The following is a 21,009-nucleotide window of genomic DNA, read 5'->3' on the forward strand; positions in this document are numbered from 1 at the left end:
GACAAACAATAACTTCATTTTCCCTTTGCATATACTTTATACAGAAATAAAACTTATGTTCTCAGATATCTAAGGATAAGCCACACCTGATCTACCTCCTATTTACAGCTATATAAAACCGAAGTTTAGCCGCTGGTGTCCCATAGTATACCCGTTCTATCCACGTTTGAGAACGAATATACAATGGGGAGAGAACGGATGAATTACTGGGATACTAGAGTTACTATATTGTTAGCAGCATCAAGGTATACACCTGGTATAGCGGAATAAGGAAAGAGAAGAGAGTACAGCATTCTAAGTTGTAATATCCAAAACAACCTCAGTTGATGGAACATAAAAAAGCCGTCTCATTGAATTGTGAGACGGCTGCTATTTTGTTTCTTTATATTTTAGCTTGCAACATTTTCTAAAACCATAGCAGAGGCCCCGCCTCCACCGTTGCAAATACCTGCTGCACCATACTTTCCTTTATTTTGTTTCAACACATTGATAAGTGTTACAATGATCCGGGCTCCGCTGCAACCTAAAGGGTGACCGATGGATACTGCGCCACCATTTACATTCACACGAGCTGGGTCAAGATTCATTTTACGGGTATTGACAATACCAACCACACTGAAAGCTTCATTGAGCTCAACATAATCAATATCCTTCATACTGAGTCCTGCTTTCTTAACTGCAGCGGGGACTGCGATGCTTGGCGTTGTGGTGAACCATACTGGCTCCTGTTCTGCATCGGCATAACCCCTGATAACAGCCAATGGTTTAATACCTAACTCTTTTGCCTTTTCACTGCTCATTAACACTACAGCGGCGGCCCCATCATTCATGGTAGATGCGTTAGCAGCAGTCACTGTTCCTTCTTTACCAAAGGCTGGTTTAAGAGTAGCTATTTTATCAAATTTCACATTCCAGGGCTCTTCATCTTTAGTTACAACAACCGGGTCGCCTTTACGAGAAGGAATTTCAACCGGAACTACTTCTTCACTGAATTTACCATTATCCCATGCAGCCTGGCTTCTTTTATAACTTTCTGTTGCAAAGGCATCCTGTTCTTCCCTGCTGATCTCATTTTCTGAAGCGCAAAGGTCTGCTGCATTTCCCATGGCAGTGTTACTATAACAGTCTGTCAGGCCGTCCTTGGCCAGACCATCTATCATGCTGGTGTTTCCATATTTATTACCCCATCTTAAATTTTCTACATAGAAAGGAACGGAACTCATATTTTCCATTCCACCTGCAACAACAATATCCGCATCGCCCAGGAGAATGCTTTGTGCGCCTTGTGCAATAGCTTTCATTCCACTTGCGCAAACTTTATTGACGGTTGTGCAAACCACATTATCAGGAAGACCGGCATAACGGGCAGCCTGGCGGGCTGGTGCTTGACCAAGGTTGGCCTGGATCACACATCCCATTAATACCTCGTTTACCTGTTCTGGCTTAATGCCTGCTTTTTCAATTGCGGCTTTAATGGCAACAGCGCCAAGCCGCGGGGCAGGCAAATCTTTTAGAACCCCACCAAAGCTTCCAATGGGCGTACGTACTGCGGAGACGATATAAACTTCTTTATTCATATAGCATGTTTAAGCGCGGCAAAGATAATGCATGTTTAAAAGAGCTGGCCGTAGTGATAATTCAATAAGTTGGGGTTTATCTTTGAGAATGGCCAGTAATTTTTTATCAGCAGAGTGGAGAAATTTGATAATGGCTAATTACATTATTGATCCTAACATTTTAAAAAAACATCTTCCCTGCAAAACAGAACTTGAAGATTATGATGGCAGCTATTATGTAAGCCTTGTAGGTTTTCTTTTTCATAACACAAGGGTCATGGGTGTTTCCTTCCCCTTTCATAATACTTTTGAAGAAGTAAACCTTCGTTTTTATGTACGGTATAAAGAAGAACATACCTGGAAAAGAGGTGTTGTTTTTTTAAAGGAAATTGTTCCCAAAAGGATGATCAGCTTTATAGCAAATTCTATTTATGGAGAGAATTATGTTACCCTTCCAATGAAGCATAATTGGAACCTTACGCCTGATTCTTTTGATGTGGGATACGAATGGAAAACGAACGAGGGATGGAACCATATAAGAGTAGTATCGCAAAAAGATGCTATTGATATAACTAAAGGTTCTGCAGAAGAATTCATTACCGAGCACTACTGGGGATATACACAAATCAATGACCAATGCACAGGTATATACGAAGTACAGCATCCAAAGTGGAGGGTCTACCCAGTCATATCTTATAGTATAAAATGCAATACAGAGTTATTGTATGGTAAGGAGTTTGCAGAAGCAATGACTCATCCACCGGCATCTGTTTTCCTGGCTGAGGGATCGCCAATCCAGGTCAGGAAAGGAAGCAAAGTCCGACATGTAAATAATTAAATCATTATCAAAATCTACTCATTGAATAATAACCAGTCCTATACATTGATCATCATAGGTGGAGGCCCAATTGGTATCGCTTGTGCACTGGAAGCTAAAAAACGGAATATTGATTATTTGATAGTTGAAAAGGGTACACTGGTCAATTCTTTATACAATTACCCGGTGAATATGACTTTTTTCTCTACATCGGAAAGACTGGAAATTGGTGGTGTGCCCTTTGTTTCTAATAATCCTAAGCCTACAAGGAACGAGGCTTTAGAATATTACAGAAGGGTAGCATCGGACAACCATATCAACATACATCTATTTGAAGAGGTTATAAATATTAATAAAATACCCACGGGTAATGAAGAGCTTTATTATGAATTGGAGACAAACAAAACCAAATATAATGCTAGCTATATCATTATTTCAACCGGTTTTTATGACATACCCTATCTTCTGAATGTGCCGGGTGAAAACCTTCCTAAAGTAAAACATTACTATAAGGACCCTCATTATTATGCGTTTCAAAAGGTCATAGTAGTAGGTGCTCAGAATTCAGCTGTGGATGCAGCTTTAGAAACCTGGCGCAAAGGTGCTGAGGTCACCATGGTGATTAGGGGGCCTGAGGTTGGTCAGAGGGTTAAATACTGGGTAAGGCCGGATATTGAGAACCGTATAAAAGAGGGATCCATAAAAGCCTATTACAATTCCAGGATTCTTGCCATTAGAGAAAAAGAAGTGGAAATTGAAACGCCGGAAGGGATAATAAAGTTGGAAAATGATTGGGTATTAGCTCTTACAGGTTACCAACCTGATCTGCCTTTTTTAAGAAAAATTGGTATTGAATTATGCAATGATGAGAGTTGTAAACCTACTTACAAGGAGGACACTCATGAAACCAATCAAAAGAATATCTACCTGGCTGGGGTAATATGTGGCGGCATGAATACACACCGCCTCTTTATTGAAAATTCACGTGAGCATGCAGTCAGGATCCTTGAGGACATAGCAAAAAAAATCTTGTAATGGTGGTAGAACACCATTGCAAGATGTAAATGAAAGAGCATTAAAGTCTTAGGAATCTTCAGGCTTATTGGTTACCAGGGAAAGCTTTGCAAAGTCAGATCCTGCAAAGATCTTTGCCAGGTTGATATCCTGCGTTTTTTGATAAGCTGCCAGGTTGGTTTGGGTAACGATACGCCAGAAATTCTTGGCTTTCAAATCATTATAATCACGTCCCTGAACGATCAATCCTCTGACAGGGTTTCTTTTCTTCAACTCAAAACGAATAATTTTCCCTTGTGGAATGGTTTCTTTAGCCAAAAACGTTTCAATTTGTTCTACAGTCATAGCGGGCTAAGGTAATGTTTTACCGTATTCAATTCTTTGGTTAAACGTTAAAAAAATGCTATGGCACTTAACCTAAATAGACACAACGACTTAAAGTAAAAATAAAATTTATCAAATAAAGATGGCCGGAGACCAGCAAGCTCCCGGAAAGCTATTCCATTTCAACAGATTTTTGGCTTTGTTCTGCTTTCATTTCCTCTTCTATATATCCTTTTTTCAGTTGATCATAAAAGGAATGCTTATCAATAATAAGGGCAGCTATATGGGAAATAAGTGCAGCTAACATCAGGTGAAATATGACACTATGCCTGTCTGTCATTTCAAGTACCAATATTGCAGAAGTAAAGGGCGTTCGGGTAACACCGGTTAAAAAACCTACCATACCACATAGAATAAGGATATTGGCATTGGCATCGAAATAATGAAAAACATGGGAAAGAAAAGCTCCAATTGATGCGCCGGCAGCAAGCGAAGGTGCAAATATACCACCCGCGGCCCCTGTATTGAAACAAATTATAGGACCCAGGATCCTTAATAGTACCGTATGCCATGAAGCATTTTTATCCGGAGTAAACAGGACCTCGTTCATCAGGTTTTTTCCGGAACCTAGCACCTGTTCATTTAAAAAATAAGCAATGGAAGCAATAAAGAGACCTGCCAGAATTACGAATGCAAGTGATTGCGCCTTATTGAAGTTAGCTTTCCATCGCATCATTCTTAAAGTTAATTTACACATTAAACTTCCGGCCATACCTGCTAGAATGGCTGTTGCCGCCACACCAATTAATATCCATAACTGGAGGTTTTTTACATCTGGATATCCAAGATATAAATAGGGTCCTAAGAAACCCTGGGCAGTAAGTCCGGATATAATCACAGCAGAAAATAGAGCGGTGCGGAAAAAACGGACATGGACTTTAGCTAATTCCTCCATTGCAAAGACCACTCCCCCCAATGGGGTATTGAAGGCGGCGGCCAGACCCGCAGCCGCACCCGTAAGCAGGAAGCTTTGCTTAGACAACCTTGGCCATGAAACTGGTATCCAATTCTGAATGATGCGAAAAACTGAGCCTGCTACCTGGATTGTAGGGCCCTCTCTACCGATTGCTCCCCCACCCAATACCATGAGAAGACTGGAACCAATCTTGGTAAATAATATAGGAAAGCTTAAAAGGTGCTTTATCTTATCATTATGTCTTGGAGAAGACAGTTCTATTGCTGCCATCACCTGGGGTATACCACTACCCTTTGCATTTGGAGCAAAGATTTGAACTACATACCAGGCAAGGAAAAAACAAAAGGGGGTTATAATGAATATCATCCATTGCTTCCAGTGCAGGATGCTGTGTAATAAGTTTTCAGAATAACCAAATAGTTTGGTATAACCAACAGCGACTAACCCGGTGATGAGCGATGCAGCCCAAAATGGAAGGGCCTGTAAAATATTTCTTTTAATGCGATCTGTTGCAAATAGATCAAAAAGGTATTTTCCTCCGCTACGCAGCCTGACCAGCCATTTCAACTTCATGGATGCAAGTTAAGAGGCACCAGGGTTTTAATAAATATTCTTCGAAATCTAATTATAAATTAATTTCTTTTTAATACTGTCCTATAGTCAAGTGAATATCTTCCATACTTAAAATACGGGAGGAAAAAATGAAAGTTACCAGGTCCAAACGACTGTATATTGTTGCCAACAGGCTGCCCGTTACCATAACTACCCATAAAGAAGAAGCAGAAATAGCTCAATCTTCTGGTGGATTGGTTACAGCTGTTAACAGTTACCTGCAGCATGCAGGAAATGAGTTTTCTGATTTTTTTTGGGTTGGAGTTCCAGGATGTAACTCAGCAACCTGGAAGGAAGTATCACATAAAATCCACCAGGCGACCTTTACCTATATACCCGTACATATTGCAGATGCTGACTATGAAAAATATTATAATGGGTTTTCCAATTCAGTTATCTGGCCCTTGTTTCACTATTTTCCAAGCTATGCAGAGTATAGCATGGATGAATACTCACATTATATAAAAGTTAACCAACAGTTTGCAGAAATACTTTACCGGAATTGCTCGGCGGGAGATACCATATGGATCCATGATTATCATTTATTGCCTCTTGCTCAAATGATGAGGGAACTGGTACCAGAAATAACCATTGGTATATTTTTACACATACCTTTCCCTTCTTTCGAAATCTTCCGGCTATTGCCACGCAAATGGCAGGAAGGTATATTAAAAGGCATGCTGGGAGCAGACCTTATAGGTTTCCATACCATTGACTACGCTTCACACTTCCTCCAAAGCATTCAAATGGTACTGGGCATAGATAATGACCGCAATGTTATCCGGAATAATGACCGGTTAATAAAAGTTGATGTATTCCCAATAAGTATTGATTATGCGCTCTTTAATAATTCATATAATGATGAAAAAGTAATTGCATTACGTAATGTTTTATTAGACCAGGAAAAGGAAAGAAAGATCATTTTTTCTGTAGATCGCCTGGATTATACCAAAGGGGTGCAAAACAGGTTGCGTGCATACGAATACTTTTTAAAAGAAAACCCGCAATATCATAATAAGGTAGTATTTATTATCGTAGTTGTTCCTTCCCGAGATACCATTCCAAAATACGTGGAAAGGAAAAAACTGATCGATGAAATGATTAGCCGAATAAACAGTCATATCGGAAATATTCACTGGCAACCAGTGATCTATCAATACAACACTTTGGAATTTCATGAAATGATGGCTTTGTATACAAGTTGTCACCTGGCATTGATCACTCCTTTGCGGGATGGAATGAACCTTGTTTCAAAAGAATTTATTGCGAGCCGTAAAGATAAAAAAGGTGTATTGATCATAAGCGAAATGGCAGGAGCCGCAAGGGAACTCTCTGAAGCTTTAATGATCAATCCAAATGATACAATGGAAATGGCCGAACAGATAAAGGCAGGACTGGAAATGGAAGAAGCCGAACAATATGAAAGGATCACATCCATGCAAAAAAGATTAGAAAATTATGATGTACAAACATGGGCAAGTGATTTTATGCTGGGATTAAACAATATCAAACAGCGCCAACAAACATTCCAGGAAATATTTCTGGACGAATACTCAAAGCGTAACCTGATGGATTGCTACAGAAGTGCTCACAAAAGATTACTGTTTTTGGATTATGATGGCACCCTTGTATCCTTTAATAGTTCACCGGAGAATGCAGTACCTGGTGCCGAATTAATTGACCTGCTTACCCGCCTGGCCACCCAGCCACAAAATGACTTGTTTATCATCAGTGGACGGAGCAGCACCTGGCTCGACAAACATTTTGGATCACTCCCATTAAACCTGATAGCAGAACATGGAGCAAGGTGCAAATGGAAAAACGACTTTTGGTTAACGGAAGTTCAAACCCATAGTGAATGGAAAGAGCGCATACTTACCATTATGGACAGGTTTGTTCGACGTTGCCCGCATACATTTATTGAAGAAAAAGAATTTTCCATTGTATGGCATTACCGAAATGCTCATTCCGAACAGGGGAAATTAAGAGCCTCAGAATTAATATGTGAACTAAATGAACATATACATAATCGCCACCTACAGGTTATGCAGGGAGACAAAATTATTGAAGTGAGGAACAGAGGAATTGATAAGGGTACCGCAATTAAAAAAGTACTTTCCAAAGATCATTATGATTTCATTTTTGCAGTTGGAGATGACAAAACTGATGAAGATATGTTCAAGATGCTTGTCAACAAGAAAAATTGCTTTACCATTAAGGTTGGCCCTAACGCTTCTTATGCCCAATATAATGTGCTGAAGCCGCAGATGGTTGTATCGTTATTGCAGGGATTTAGCCACCTGCCCGTATTGCCAGCCATATCATAATAAGCAACTTATCAGGAATTAAAAGAATTAAGAGAATGCGCTGCCGGAAGTACAATAGTAAATATTGTTTCCATGTTCTCTACTGATTGAACTTTTATATTTCCTTTGTGTAATTTTATAATACGATGAGCAAGAGAGAGCCCTAATCCAAAACCCCTTGTGGTTTTATTTTCCTCTACTCTATAGAAAGGATCAAATATGCTTGACAATTCTTCTTTAGGTATTCCTTTACCATTGTTTTGTATGGATATCACCAAATTGTCTTCCTGGGTCATGAGGTAAATGGACGCCCTATTATCATTGGAATATTTGCAAGCATTCAAAACAATGTTCCTTATAGCAGTACGCAATAATGCCTCATTGCCAAAAACAAATAATTTCTCTTCATCTTCAGGCAGATCTTTAAATTGAAGCAGGATAGTATATTTCAGGTCTAGTTTACTAATTTCGGCAGGCATATCAAGTATGATCTCATCAATACGCACAAGGCTGATCTCAAGTCCACCTGAATTGCCTGATGCTTTTGCAAATTCCAGTAACGTTTGTGTCAATTTTACCATATGCTGTACATCCTGGTAAGTTGATTCCATTACCTGGTGATAATCTTCAGGGGATCTATCTCTTTGCAATGCCACCTCCAACTGGCTTGAAATAGATGTCAATGGAGTGGAAAGTTCATGTGAAGCATTTGATATAAATCTTCGTTGCAAATCAAAACTATCCTGAAGACGGTTAAGCAAATCATTTATTGTCTGAGTCAATTGTTGCCATTCATCATTTGCTGCACCCTGGGGCAATCTTCTTGTAAGATTTTGTGCAGAAATATCAGCAATATCCTTATTAATCCGTTTAATGGGACGTAATAACCTGCCCGAAAAAATATATCCGGTTACAAGAATAATAATATTTCCCACGAGAAAGCTTAAAAGGAGAATGCGCAACAATCCTTTTAGATTTTCTTTTCCATCTGCATCCTCCGCTGCTGTTACCACTACAAATTGGGAAGGCACATGATTATAATAATAAGCTACTATTTCTTTGTTCCCTTCTACAAAATAATAACTACCACTTTTCCTGGCCCTGGCCAGAATATTTTCATTTACAGGAATCTGGTCCCCGGTTTGATCTATATAATTATAGATCAATTTATTATTAGTGTCAAAAACCTTAACTACTTTATTTTTTAAAGATAGCGTGGTAGAGGAATCAATTCTTTTTACCAATTGTTCATCAAATATTTCCTTTTGACTTAGAAGTCTTGCAGTAGTTACTGCCCTATTGGAAAGGCGGGATATTATAGTTTCTATCCTGAGTTCGTAAGAAAAATAATACACACTGGCACAAACAATGCTCAAAATAAAAAAGGCAAGCAAAGAAAATAACAAAGTGATCCGGGATCGTACAGGCATTGTCAGCCATTTTCTTTTAAAATATAACCCATCCCCACCTGTGTCTGTATTAATTTCTTTTCAAAACGTTTATCTATCTTATTTCTTACGTAATTAATATACACATCTATAACATTTGTATTTGTATCAAAGTCAATATCCCATACATTTATTGCAATATCGGCCCTTGAAACTACACGGTTTTTATTGCGTATTAAATATTCGAGCAACTGAAATTCCTTAGCTGTTAAGTTGATCAACTCTCCATTTCTTTTAACCTCTTTACTATCAAGGTTCATTTCAAGATCCGATGCATGTAAAACATTTCCTACCGGGATATGTTGGTCCATTGTTCGCTTCAACAATACGCGGATCTTCATTATTAATTCCTTGAACTCAAAAGGCTTAACAATATAATCATCCGCTCCTGCATCATATCCTTCTATTTTGTCCTGCAGAGCACTTAAAGCAGTTAGCATAATTATAGGAATATGGGGGCTACGTGAACGTATAATCTTACATAGTTGGTAACCGTTCAATCCGGGAAGGTTAATGTCTAGAATAATCAGATTGAACTCATGTTGTTCAAACAGTTTCAAGCCGATCTGTCCATCGTATGCAACTTCCACATAATAGCCATTCTCACTCAGGCCGAGCTTTAATGTGTCAGCAATTTTTTGCTCATCTTCTACTATCAGTATTTTTCTTTCATCCATGTGTTAACGGCAATTTACGAATAACAGTTACAGAATTTCAGCTTCTAATAGCATTTTAATGCATGATTAATTCAGCATTAATACGACAGGCTTAGATTTACTCAAGTTAACAGTTTATTATGTGTCAGTCATTTAAAACCATATTAGTCCCGGTAGATTTTTCAATAAATACAGAAGTGGCTATCAAAAAAGCGCTGGAAGTAGTGGATAGGCAAACAGGTACCATTCATCTTTTGCATGTAAACCACCAAATGAAATCAAATATTATAACTGTTGTAAAAAGAAATTACCAGGATGGGTATACATTGCCAGCAGAACAAATGCTCTCAGACTGGAAAAAATGTATGGAAGATTCAATTCCTACTTTAAAAGTTGACATTAGTTTAGAGCATCATTCCTCAATTCAGATGTGTATAGAAAAAAAAACTATGCAATTGAAAGCAGACCTGGTAGTTATTGGAAAGAAATCCAATCATTTTTGGTTACCATTTTTAAATACAGTACTTCCTAATGAATTGTGTGAGGTTACAGGTAGTGCTGTTTTAACTGTAAAGCCAGGTTCATTACATAATAAGATAAGGACATTAGTTGTACCGATCACCACCGAGGTGCCAAGGTATAAAATGGATGCTATCACTGCATTGTCCAGGAAAACAAGTTTAAAGGTCTATCTGGTCACTTTTTCGGATGAAAATAATATACCTGCAGATTTTTCTGCCAGTGCGCTTTTGAAGGTCTATCAATGGTTAAAGGATTCCATTCATTGCCAGGTAGAATATTCTGTTCTCCATGGAAGCAATAAGGCAAAGGCATTGATGCTCTTTGCAGAAAAAATAAATGCAGATGTATTATTGCTTGATACAACTTCTGAAACCAGGGGGGGATGGATGAACCGGCATATATCAGATATTCTGGAACCAGGATCAAAAGTCCAGGTGCTTGCATTAAACCGTACCAATTATTAAACACATAAAATTCAGCACATGAAGAAAATAATTTTATTATTTAGCCCATTTATTCTGGGAAGTATTGCATTAAAAGCTCAATCCCTGGAAACTGCGCATCATCTGTATTATCATGAAAGATATAATAGTGCAGAAAATGAATATCATTCTATACTAAATCAACAACCTGAAAAGCCGGAAGCCTGGCTTGGTTTAACCATGTCATACCTGGCTGAAGCAATGCCCATTAAGGCTTATGATACCCTATTAAAAGCTCCATCCACCATTCGGGAAGAACCCTTATACCAGGTAGCCTTAGGTTCTGCTTTGTTATTCCAGGATAAAAAAACTGAAGCTTCTCAGCTATTTAATGCAGCGCTAAAAGAAACGAAAGAAAAGGATGAAACAGTTTTGGGTTCTATAGCACAATCCTATATTGAATATAAAACCGGGGATGCCAATTATGCCATTTCACTATTAACAAAGGCTATTAAAAGAGATAAGCATAACCCCGCGTGGAAAGTTCTGCTAGGTGATGCTTATCGTAAATTAAATAATGGCACTGAGGCATATAAAGCCTATAAGGAAGCATTAGATGAAGATGAAAATTATGCAGCCGCAGATTATAAGATAGGCGAAATATTTCTCACACAAAAGAATCCAGAATTATACCTGGAATACTTTAATAAAGCGCTGGCTGCAGACCCCGAGTATGCACCTGCATTATACCAGCTTTACGTTTATAATTTTTATCATGACGTCCCTAAAGCCTTTCAACTATATAATCAGTATTTAACAAAATCCGATCCTTCAATCAGAACTCAATATGACCTTACGGACCTGCTTTACCTAAATAAAGAATATGATAAAGCTATTCAAAAAGCAAATGATTTAATTGCAAAACATGGTACTGATCTGGAGCCACGTATCTATAAATTATTAGCCTATAGTTATGTAGAAACTAAGGATTCCAGCAAAGCTTTAGATTATATGAAGCAATACTTTGAAAAGGAAGAAGATAGTAACCTTATAGCAAAGGATTTTGAATTAATGGCTGGATTATACGCTAATACAACCGATAAAAAGGACTCAGCAATAGTTTTTATACAAAAAGCAGCTGGTCTAATGAAAGATTCTACAGCACTTTTCAATTATTATAAAAAACTGGCAGGTATAGCTAAAGGAAATAAAGATTATGCTTCAGAAGCAAAATGGATGGAAAAATATTACACAGGTAATGATAAGGCTACAAATGTCGATCTCTTCAACTGGGGTTTAGCTAATTATTTAGCTCAGGATTTTCAAATGGCTGATTCAGTTTTCGGAATGTATGTCGCAAAATATCCTGAACAAAGCTTTGGTTACTACTGGCAAGCCAGAAGCAATGCATCTTTAGATAAAGACATGAAAGAAGGATTGGCAATACCAGTTTACAAAAAACTAATTGAAGTTTTGCAATCCGATACTACCAACTCAAACTACAAAAAATGGATGGTAGAAGCTTATGCATACCTGGCAGCATATGAAGCAAATACGCAAAAAGATTATAATGAGGCTGTAGATTATTTTGAAAAAGTTCTTGAAGTAGATCCTGATAATGCAGATGCTAAACGATATATAGCTATACTGGAAAAAAATAATTCAACTGAGGGAAGTAAGTAAGTTAAGTATTGTGTTTTTTATGTGTACTGGTTGGTTTTCAGCCCCGCGATTGAGCGGGGCATTTTTTATCTGACACTCATAACACTAAGAATTAGAAAGAATTATACTTATAAATAAAGTGAAAGAAAACTCAATATAATGAAACGATAAATTCTAATATAGTTCTAATCTCTATCTTAATCATTCTTAATTCTTTTTAACCATTTTTGACAAGACACTTATCTCATAAGTAGTTCTTTTTGGTGATAATTAATGGACGGGCTTTGTTTTAACAAGGCCCTTTTCTTTTACTTTAAGACATAAAAAAACGCAACATGTTTCCATATTACGTTTTATCCGGTAAGAATATTAGGCTTAGGCTTGTTTAATCAATTGGATCTCAGCCAATAACCTTATTTCATCACTTACTACTACCTGCCCCGCTTCAGTTACAGCACTCCATGTTAACCCATATTCTTTTCTGCTTATTTTCCCGTTTACAGTAAAGCCAGCTTTGGTCTGTCCATAAGGGTCAACCACAATTCCTCCATATTCCACATTTAGAGTAATAGGTTTCGTTGTACCTCTTATAGTAAGGTCACCTTTTAAATTTGCCTTATCACCATCGGCATTGAATTCCTTCCCAACAAATTTGATCTGCTTATTATTCTCGCTATCAAAAAAGTCAGCTGATTTAAGGTGAGCATCTCTTTGAGCATTATTTGTATCTATTGAATCAATTTCTGCAGTAAATTCAATACGGGATGCAGATGAAAAATCTTCTGTCTGGGTTTCAACTTCCAAATCAAAATTTCTAAAATAGCCTGTAACAGTAGTTATCATCAGGTGCTTTACTTTGAATTGAATCTCTGAGTGTGCTGGATCTATCTTCCATGAAATTGCCATAGCTATTATTTTAACGGTTATATAAAAATAAATTAAAGTTTGAACATTAATGTAAGGACATAAGTTTATTTATCATTACAAAAATCTTACCCTTGAGACAACCAGCCTGATTCATTATAAATACTAAGCTTACAACTATATCGCTATTCTTAAATAGCTCTACCTTTTAGCCTCTTAACGTTCATCCTGGTACTGTATCAATTTGATCTGTTGCACAAAGCTATTACATGGTATTTTCAATACCATTGAGATAAGCTAAGAAAAGACATTGATGTAAATCAAGCGCTTTAGTAGTAAAGTTTTAAATTGGTGGATGGTAAAGAAATCGTCTTCTGCAAGATTTAATAAGGCTTAATTAAACTATTACCTTTTTAGAGACATTTGCTTTCTTATTCTGCTCAGGGTTTCCGGTGTAATCCCAAGGTAGCTGGCCATCATATGCTGGGGTACTCTCTGAGGAATGGTAGGACAAGATGTGACAAGTTCCAGGTATTTTTCTTCTGCGGAATGACTCAATGAACTCATAAGCCTGCGCTGCGTTGCTATAAGGTTATTTTGCAATAAGATCCTGAAATACTTTTCCATTTTGGGTATTTTTTCCATTAGCTGATCTTCTGCCTGTTTGGTTAATAACAGCAATTCACAATCCTCAAGGGCGTCAATGGTATATATTGAAGGTTCGCCGGTTAAAAAACTATATTGGTCAGCTATCCACCAGCCTTCAAAGGCAAATTGAACCACATGTTCTGCACCCTTTTCATCAATGGCATAAAGCCTAAGCATCCCTTTTTCCACAAAGGCGATAGACCTGCAGGGATCACCTTCCTGTAATAGATATTGTTTCTTACGAAGCTTTTTAGGGGCAAAGAAGGTTTTACTTAATTCTTTTTCTTCTTCAGTCAAATTTACTTTTTCATCAAATTTTTGAAATAATAACTCAAACATTGGCTTAGTGTTAATAGCAAAAATAGTGGAGTTGGTTTACTCCGGTAATTTATTACCCTGGGGAATTCTACCGGCAGATTTACTGATTTTACCGGCAATTAACCATCAAGCTACCTGTTAGCGCTTGCCTACAGCTTTTACAACCATTTATTTTGTTTAAAAATTAGAAAATGAACGAAGAATTTAAATCTGAGATAGAAAGAAAATGGGGTAAAAGAAGAAGCGAGAACAGGATATTAGCGGGATTGATGCTGGTGATAATTGGAGGACTGCTGTTAATAAATGCATTAAATATAATTGTATTTCCTTCGTGGTTTTTTAGCTGGCCAATGATACTTATCGCCATTGGACTGTTCTCAGGTCTGCGTCATAACTTTAAAGGCGGCTTTTGGATCATTCTGTTGTTGTTTGGTATATTCTCCCTGGCTGATGATATAAATCCATCACTTAATCTTGACCGTTTCATTGCCCCTTTCATAATAATAGCTGTTGGGTTGATATTTATCTTAAGACCTAAGAGAAGTCATTGGCGTAAATGGAAATATGAACACAGGGATGCATGGAGAAGTTCACATGTCATTGAAGAAAACACCCCATCTGTTAGTAATGAGTCAATGGCAACAGATCGGAGAGATTTTATAGACATTACTGCAATTTTTGGAGGGGTAAAAAAAAATATTCTGAGTAAGAACTTTAAGGGTGGGGATATTGTCACCTTTATGGGTGGCTCCGAGATCAATTTATCCCAGGCAGATTTTAATGGCCGCGTGGTAATTGACACAACCAATATTTTCGGTGGGACAAAACTCATTGTTCCTTCTTCGTGGGATGTGCAAAGCGATGTAACTGCCATCTTTGGAGGTGTAGACGATAAGCGCCAGGTAGTTGGGGTTAATATGGATGCAAATAAAGTCCTGATACTCGACGGCACCTGTATGTTTGGAGGTATTGAGATAAGAAGCTTTTGATTCATTTCATCAAATTATTTACAAAATGAAATGGTACATAGTTAAATTAGTTTACCAGGTTGTAATTGGCGAGGGAAACCATACACCACAGTTTGATGAGCAACTACGGCTAATAACTGCACAGGATGAAACAGAGGCATATGAAAAGGCATATGCCACAGGTGTGAGTGAAGAAGTAAGTTTCGATAATCAAAAGAGTGAATTGGTGCACTGGAAATTCATTAACATTTCAGAGTTGTTCTATCTTAACAAGATAATTGACGGTGCCGAGATCTATTCAAGGATTAATGAAGTGGAAGATGCACTGGCTTACACCAACTTAGTAAATATGAAAGCCGACTCAATTAAAAATGGACAATCACATCAAATTCTGAATTCTTTTTAAGTGACTGCGCTCACCAAAACAATCCGTTTCCGCATCCTTTTTGGAACTTTATGGTGCATATGGGCCTTGTGCCATGCTATGATAATAACAAGTTTCGGATTTAGCTGGCAAATTTCAGTCTCCGATAGCATTCTTTTCAATATGCTCCTGGCGGCATCTTCCTTATTGGTGACCATAATGCTTCAATTCTATATTCCGGAAAAAAATAAATATGGATATATACTCGCCATTGTCTTAACCTTATCAATTTTATGGTTGTTCCTGTCCAAATATATCCTGTCCTTTTTACTCGGTAATATCCCAGGATATATTTCATTTTTGTCAGATTCTATATTTATAAGAGCAGCAATTGGTTTTTTAATCATTGGATGTATGTCTTTGATCAGCGTGCTGTGGTACACCACACAGGATCAGCAGGAAGCAGAAAATAGAAAGTCTGAAGCTCAAAAACTTTCAAAAGAAGCAGAATTATTTAAACTCAGGCAGCAGTTACAGCCTCATTTCCTCTTCAATAGCTTGAATTCCATCAATGCACTTATTGGTACAGATCCACAGCAGGCTCGTACTATGATACAACAATTATCAGATTTCCTTAGGGGAACATTGAAAAAAGACGAACAACAGTGGGCAAGTTTGGAAGAAGAATTTGATCATTTACAATTATACCTGGAAATAGAAAAGTTGAGATTTGGCAACCGGCTTTTCACTATCATTGAGAACAACACCCAAAAACTCAGTTATCTACCTGCTATGCTTTTGCAGCCAATTGTAGAAAACGCCATAAAATTTGGTTTGTACGACACTACCGATTCAGTTACCATTACAGTAAATGCCTTTCTGGAAGATGATACTCTTTGTATAATCATCAGCAATCCCTTTGATCCTCAAACCAGTAATTTTAAAGGAACAGGATTTGGTCTTCATTCCATTCAGAGACGACTTTTTCTTTTATTTGCAAGACAGGACCTCTTACAAACAAGTATTGACAATAACATGTTTAACACTACTATAAAAATTCCGCAACATGATCAGGGTAATAATTATAGATGATGAACCTTTGGCCAGGTCTATAATCAAAGAGTATTTGAGTGAATATCCACAAGTTGAACTGATTGCGGAATGCAATGATGGATTTGAAGGGGTAAAAGCGATTATGCAGTTGCAACCCGATCTGGTGTTTCTTGATATACAAATGCCAAAAATAAATGGATTTGAAATGCTTGAATTAGTAGACCCTGCACCTGCAGTTATTTTTACTACCGCTTTTGATGAATATGCCATTAAAGCATTTGAAACACATGCTATTGATTATTTATTGAAACCGTTTAGTAGAGAGAGATTTAAAAAGGCGCTTAATAAATTTCTTGATCAAACAAATATGCAGAAACAAAAGGAGGCAACAACGCAGCTTCTTAATTCAGCAAATAGCAGTCCTTCACAGACAGACCGCGTAGTAGTAAAAACTGCTGGAAAAATCAAAATTATTCCCTTCAGAGATATCCTTTACTTCGAAGCTTCTGATGATTATGTAAAGATACATACACGTGAGGGGGCTTTCCTGAAAAATAAAACAATGGGCCATTTTGAAAATACTTTACCTCCCACAGTGTTTGTGCGTATCCATCGTTCCTATATTATCAATGTTCAGGAGATTACCCGGATCGACCCATACGAAAAAGATAACCACCTGGCTATCCTGAGATCTGGTCAAAGAGTTCCTGTTAGTAAAACCGGGTATCCCAGGCTACGGGAAGTTTTGGGTTTATAATTCGAAAACAACAGGTTTATTTACAAGTTGATATATTTCATTCATCTGGCAGGCATTAATGAATTTTGTATCTACTGTATTTCTGATGCCGAATGATTCATGGATATGACCAAAAAAATGCACCTTAGGCTTGATAACTTTTACGGTCTGCAACAAGTCCACACAACCAACATGGCTTTCATTCGCCACCTGGTCTAAAATTCCATATGGCGGACCGTGAGTAATTAAAATATCAGTGTCAGCCGGGATCAGTTTCCAATGTTTTTTAATAGCTTCTCCCCTTGTCCTGTTGAATGCCCAGTTGAAAAATTTTGGAGTAATAGGCGAACCCCATATATGAATACCCCTGATATCTATTCCACTGTCATTTAAATAAATGACTCCATCTGGAAGCAATCGTTCCAATTCCTTTGTTTTTATTTTCTCAAAAAGAAAATCATGATTGCCTGCAATAAAGATCTTAAACTCGAAATCCTGTTTGGCAAACCAGGAAAGAAAATCCTCAACTTCCAGCTTTTCGCCCCGGTAACTTATATCACCCCCATGAATGAGCACATCGCCTTTAGGCAGAATAATACCTCTATGACGGGAATGAGTATCTGCGATGCCAACAAACTTCAAGAATAATATTTTTATAAAAATAAAACCGTTCTGTATTAAAGAACAGCTCTATGAAATTAGGTTATTGAAATCAATTTCACCTTAGTGCTTAAGGGTATTATGGTTTGAAAACTTTTTCCTGCAAAGTATCCAATGCATACTTTTTAATTCCGTTTCTTTTCCGGAATTTGGTTCATCACCTACTTCAACTCTTGAAAAACGTTGGTTTATTTAATCGCTTGCCCCTATTCCCATGGATGTTTAATTAATAGGCTTTCCCCTTGTCCTTGCAATACAAATTTTTTATTTCCAAATATTGATGAATCTTTATGGAGCAGTAATTATGCCACTAAACCTTACTTTCATTGCTTATGAAGATTTCCATTATCCTGTTTTCTTTTCTATTTATAAACTCATTGGTAGCTCAGTCACAACAATATGATACCACTAAAGAAAATACCCTTCCAGAAGTAATAATCCATGCATTTGAACACAACAACCGGTTAAAAAACGTTCCGGTTGCGATCAACTATATTGGAGAAAGGGCTTTGAAAAGATATAGTCCCTATTCCATAGTTATGGCAGTAAATTCTACTCCTGGAGTACACATGGAGGAAAGATCTCCTGGAAGTTACAGGTTTAATATCAGGGGAAGTTCCCTACGTTCTCCCTTCGGTGTTCGAAATGTAAAAGTGTACTATAATGATATCCCTATTACAGACCCGGGAGGACAAACCTATCTGAACCAATTAGGATATTATAACTTTAATAACCTTGAAATAATAAAAGGTCCGGGAAGTAGTATCTATGGAGCTGGAACAGGCGGAGTATTATTGATTCGCGAAACAAGTGACTCAACACAGCCAGGAATTGCCTTAGGCCTTACTTTAGGTAGCTATGGATCATCTCTCTTTCATACAAATCTTAGAACTTCTAATGGGAAATGGGAAAACGTAGTAAATCTACAGGTTCAGAAATCCACTGGCTACCGGGTACATTCAAGCCTACATAAGGAAATTATCAGCTGGAATGGCATTTACAAGCCCAACCAGAATCAACTTTTAAAAACCACTTTCTTACTTAGTAATTTATTTTACGAAACTCCAGGAGGATTAAACCTTGCCGAATATACTAAAGACCCCTCCGCAGCAAGACCTGGTACTGGTAGCTTTCCAGGAGCAATTCAAAGTCATGCCTCAATAAGGCAAAAGGAATTTATAGCAGGACTCTCCTTTTCCCAAAAATTCGCCAGCGAATGGCAAAATAAAACAACAGCCTATGGAATGTTTACAGAATTAAAAAATCCAACTTTCCGTAATTACGGAAAGAATGCAGAACCACATGCTGGGGTACGTTCCAGTTTTCAATATGAACATCCATTTAAAAACTCCACATTAAAGTGGAATACCGGAACTGAGTGGCAACAGGAACTAGCAACTATTGATGTATATAAAAACAAAGAAGGGAGTGCAGATTCTTTGCAAACGCATGACGATCTCTCTAACAGATCCTGGTTCTTTTTCTCCCAGGCATCTTTAAATTCTGCCAATTGGATTTTTTCAGCCGGAGCCAGCTTAAACAAGTCTTCACTTGAACTGCAAAGATTTCAACCCATTACAGCAGGAGTTTTAAAAAGATATCTTAATTACAGTCTAATGCCCAGACTTTCCATTTCAAGAAAATTGAAGGATATAATGATCTATACTTCGATGTCAAAAGGGTTTTCGCCTCCAACCACAGCTGAGCTAAGCCCCTCAGGTAGTGCATTAAACCTCACCTTACAGGCAGAACAAGGAACCAATTACGAGTTAGGGTTTAAGGCAAATACTACTTCTGGGTTATATATTGATATAAATGCATTTTATTTTTCCCTTGAGAATACTATTGTGCAGCGAAAAGATGCTTATGGAGGGGATTATTATGTAAATGCAGGAAAGACAGATCAGAAAGGAATTGAAACTTACTTAAGTTATCCTTTATTATCCAACCTATCATTTATCAATAATAGTTTACTGTGGGTAAGTCATACCTATCACAATTTCAAGTATAAAAGCTTTAAGCAGGTAAATACTGATTTTTCGGGTAAGTTATTACCAGGAGTTCCTCCACATAGTATTTCAGCTGGACTTGATGTGAATTTCAATAAAGGAATTTTTGGAAATATCGCAGGTTATTATAGCGATAAGATCGCATTGAATGATGCCAATAGTGAATTCGGTAAAGAATACTACCTATTGAGCTTAAACCTGGGTTACCACGGCAAACTAAATCGCTGGTATAAATATTCTATTTCGGGTGGGATAGAAAATTTACTGGACCAGGAATATAGTCTTGGAAATGATATTAATGTAGCTGGTGGCAGATACTATAATGCTGCACCCCGAAGAAGCTTTTTTATCAGTCTTCAATTGAATTGGATGCCAAATAAGCAATAAGGGTCTTTTACCTGAAAAGTTAAGCCATTGAAGATGTTACAAGACGGCGCTCCCAATCTTCATTCTTTTTATGCTTTTTCCTGGCTAACAAATTCATCACCCCTGCTGCAACTAAACCACCCACTACATATAATCCAACAGTCATGATCTTTGTTTCAAGGGATTTATTACTGGGGCGGTCATTTAAACCCATTGGTTTAGGTAATAATACTGCCCCAAGACCAGCAGCTAACCCTAAAGCGGCTCCCCTGGTCAGGGCATTTTCTTTTTGCCCTATTCCGGCGAAGCTATAAAACAAACTATTACTGATGATATCACCCGCCAATGTCCATGCATACAGGCTTCTTTCGTTAGGGGTCCTTGCACCAATCACTTTTAAACCTTTGGCAAGTGCATTCATTCCCAACAGATCCATTCTGGGTGCATTAGGGACTTTATTTTTTACAGTTTCATGGATCAAGGTCATTGCGGTTGCTCCTGCAATACCTCCCTCCAGTGCATATAAAGCTTTCATTTCATTCATTTTAGAAATACCAAATCCTTACTAAATAATAAAAAATCAATGCCAGCTATTTTAAAGGGTGTATGTATTAAAATAATGGAAAAGTGTTGAATAGATTTACCATTTCCTATTTAGGGGTATTCCTCAATGGATAAGAATAAGCTGTTTGTAACCAAGGCAGGGAT

At 37.6% G+C, this 21,009-nt stretch carries 19 protein-coding genes; 10 read left to right on the forward strand and 9 right to left on the reverse strand.

Annotation, left to right across the window (positions count from 1 at the left end; all coding sequences use genetic code 11):
* Positions 1–389: 389 nt before the first annotated feature.
* On the reverse strand, positions 390–1,577 hold the full coding sequence (locus BUA53_RS06925; RefSeq protein ID WP_072834621.1) for a thiolase family protein: 1,188 nt from the start codon (positions 1,575–1,577) through the stop codon (positions 390–392).
* 31 nt (positions 1,578–1,608) lie between these two features.
* Here BUA53_RS06925 and BUA53_RS06930 point away from each other — a divergent pair, with 31 nt between their 5' ends.
* Both BUA53_RS06930 and BUA53_RS06935 read left to right on the forward strand, forming a co-directional pair.
* Positions 1,609–2,394 carry a YqjF family protein gene (locus BUA53_RS06930; RefSeq protein WP_245793039.1) on the forward strand — a complete coding sequence of 262 codons (786 nt, stop codon included), beginning with the start codon at positions 1,609–1,611 and terminating at the stop codon, positions 2,392–2,394.
* 21 nt (positions 2,395–2,415) lie between these two features.
* Positions 2,416–3,408, forward strand: coding sequence for a YpdA family putative bacillithiol disulfide reductase (locus tag BUA53_RS06935; RefSeq protein WP_072834622.1), 993 nt, complete (start codon positions 2,416–2,418; stop codon positions 3,406–3,408).
* Between the two features lie 48 nt (positions 3,409–3,456).
* Here BUA53_RS06935 and BUA53_RS06940 read toward each other — a convergent pair whose 3' ends face one another.
* A complete protein-coding gene (locus BUA53_RS06940; protein WP_072834623.1) occupies positions 3,457–3,732 on the reverse strand; it encodes a hypothetical protein in 276 nt (91 codons plus the stop codon).
* A 151-nt stretch (positions 3,733–3,883) separates the two neighbouring features.
* A complete protein-coding gene (locus BUA53_RS06945; protein ID WP_072834624.1) occupies positions 3,884–5,260 on the reverse strand; it encodes a chloride channel protein in 1,377 nt (458 codons plus the stop codon).
* Between the two features lie 128 nt (positions 5,261–5,388).
* Between BUA53_RS06945 and BUA53_RS06950 the strand changes: the two genes are divergently transcribed.
* Positions 5,389–7,626, forward strand: coding sequence for a bifunctional alpha,alpha-trehalose-phosphate synthase (UDP-forming)/trehalose-phosphatase (locus BUA53_RS06950; protein ID WP_072834625.1), 2,238 nt, complete (start codon positions 5,389–5,391; stop codon positions 7,624–7,626).
* 11 nt (positions 7,627–7,637) lie between these two features.
* On the opposite strand, the gene BUA53_RS06955 is transcribed toward BUA53_RS06950, so the two are convergent.
* Both BUA53_RS06955 and BUA53_RS06960 read right to left on the reverse strand, forming a co-directional pair.
* Complete coding sequence (locus BUA53_RS06955) at positions 7,638–9,035, reverse strand: HAMP domain-containing sensor histidine kinase (protein ID WP_072834626.1); 1,398 nt, start codon at positions 9,033–9,035, stop codon at positions 7,638–7,640.
* Positions 9,036–9,037: 2 nt separating this feature from the next.
* Positions 9,038–9,730 (reverse strand): response regulator transcription factor, encoded by a 693-nt coding sequence (locus BUA53_RS06960; protein ID WP_072834627.1) that lies wholly within the window; start codon positions 9,728–9,730, stop codon positions 9,038–9,040.
* 119 nt (positions 9,731–9,849) lie between these two features.
* On the opposite strand from BUA53_RS06960, the gene BUA53_RS06965 reads away from it, so the two are divergent.
* Both BUA53_RS06965 and BUA53_RS06970 read left to right on the forward strand, forming a co-directional pair.
* Positions 9,850–10,695 carry a universal stress protein gene (locus BUA53_RS06965; protein ID WP_072834628.1) on the forward strand — a complete coding sequence of 282 codons (846 nt, stop codon included), beginning with the start codon at positions 9,850–9,852 and terminating at the stop codon, positions 10,693–10,695.
* 18 nt (positions 10,696–10,713) lie between these two features.
* A complete protein-coding gene (locus tag BUA53_RS06970; RefSeq protein WP_072834629.1) occupies positions 10,714–12,336 on the forward strand; it encodes a tetratricopeptide repeat protein in 1,623 nt (540 codons plus the stop codon).
* Positions 12,337–12,690: 354 nt separating this feature from the next.
* On the opposite strand, the gene BUA53_RS06975 is transcribed toward BUA53_RS06970, so the two are convergent.
* Positions 12,691–13,221: a YceI family protein gene (locus BUA53_RS06975; protein WP_072834630.1), complete on the reverse strand. Its 531-nt coding sequence runs from the start codon at positions 13,219–13,221 to the stop codon at positions 12,691–12,693.
* Positions 13,222–13,584: 363 nt separating this feature from the next.
* On the reverse strand, positions 13,585–14,166 hold the full coding sequence (locus tag BUA53_RS06980) for a Crp/Fnr family transcriptional regulator (protein ID WP_072834631.1): 582 nt from the start codon (positions 14,164–14,166) through the stop codon (positions 13,585–13,587).
* 170 nt (positions 14,167–14,336) lie between these two features.
* Between BUA53_RS06980 and BUA53_RS06985 the strand changes: the two genes are divergently transcribed.
* From BUA53_RS06985 to BUA53_RS07000, 4 genes are all read left to right on the forward strand, one after another.
* Positions 14,337–15,134, forward strand: coding sequence for a LiaF transmembrane domain-containing protein (locus tag BUA53_RS06985; RefSeq protein ID WP_084079871.1), 798 nt, complete (start codon positions 14,337–14,339; stop codon positions 15,132–15,134).
* A 25-nt stretch (positions 15,135–15,159) separates the two neighbouring features.
* On the forward strand, positions 15,160–15,519 hold the full coding sequence (locus tag BUA53_RS06990; RefSeq protein ID WP_072834632.1) for a DUF4288 domain-containing protein: 360 nt from the start codon (positions 15,160–15,162) through the stop codon (positions 15,517–15,519).
* Positions 15,520–15,891: 372 nt separating this feature from the next.
* Positions 15,892–16,569 carry a sensor histidine kinase gene (locus BUA53_RS06995; RefSeq protein ID WP_245793041.1) on the forward strand — a complete coding sequence of 226 codons (678 nt, stop codon included), beginning with the start codon at positions 15,892–15,894 and terminating at the stop codon, positions 16,567–16,569.
* Entirely contained in the window at positions 16,544–17,287 is a 744-nt protein-coding gene (locus BUA53_RS07000; RefSeq protein WP_072834633.1) for a LytR/AlgR family response regulator transcription factor, read from the forward strand. The genes BUA53_RS06995 and BUA53_RS07000 overlap by 26 nt, the downstream gene beginning before the upstream one ends.
* Here BUA53_RS07000 and BUA53_RS07005 read toward each other — a convergent pair.
* Positions 17,282–17,908 carry a metallophosphatase domain-containing protein gene (locus BUA53_RS07005; protein ID WP_072834634.1) on the reverse strand — a complete coding sequence of 209 codons (627 nt, stop codon included), beginning with the start codon at positions 17,906–17,908 and terminating at the stop codon, positions 17,282–17,284. The two genes, BUA53_RS07000 and BUA53_RS07005, sit on opposite strands and share 6 nt — an antisense overlap.
* Before the next feature lie 350 nt (positions 17,909–18,258).
* On the opposite strand from BUA53_RS07005, the gene BUA53_RS07010 reads away from it, so the two are divergent.
* Entirely contained in the window at positions 18,259–20,322 is a 2,064-nt protein-coding gene (locus BUA53_RS07010; RefSeq protein WP_072834635.1) for a TonB-dependent receptor, read from the forward strand.
* 19 nt (positions 20,323–20,341) lie between these two features.
* On the opposite strand, the gene BUA53_RS07015 is transcribed toward BUA53_RS07010, so the two are convergent.
* Complete coding sequence (locus BUA53_RS07015; protein ID WP_217652947.1) at positions 20,342–20,836, reverse strand: hypothetical protein; 495 nt, start codon at positions 20,834–20,836, stop codon at positions 20,342–20,344.
* Positions 20,837–21,009 lie beyond the last annotated feature (173 nt).

The sequence above is a fragment of the Flavisolibacter ginsengisoli DSM 18119 genome (genome assembly GCF_900129295.1).
GTDB classification, from domain to species: domain Bacteria; phylum Bacteroidota; class Bacteroidia; order Chitinophagales; family Chitinophagaceae; genus Flavisolibacter; species Flavisolibacter ginsengisoli.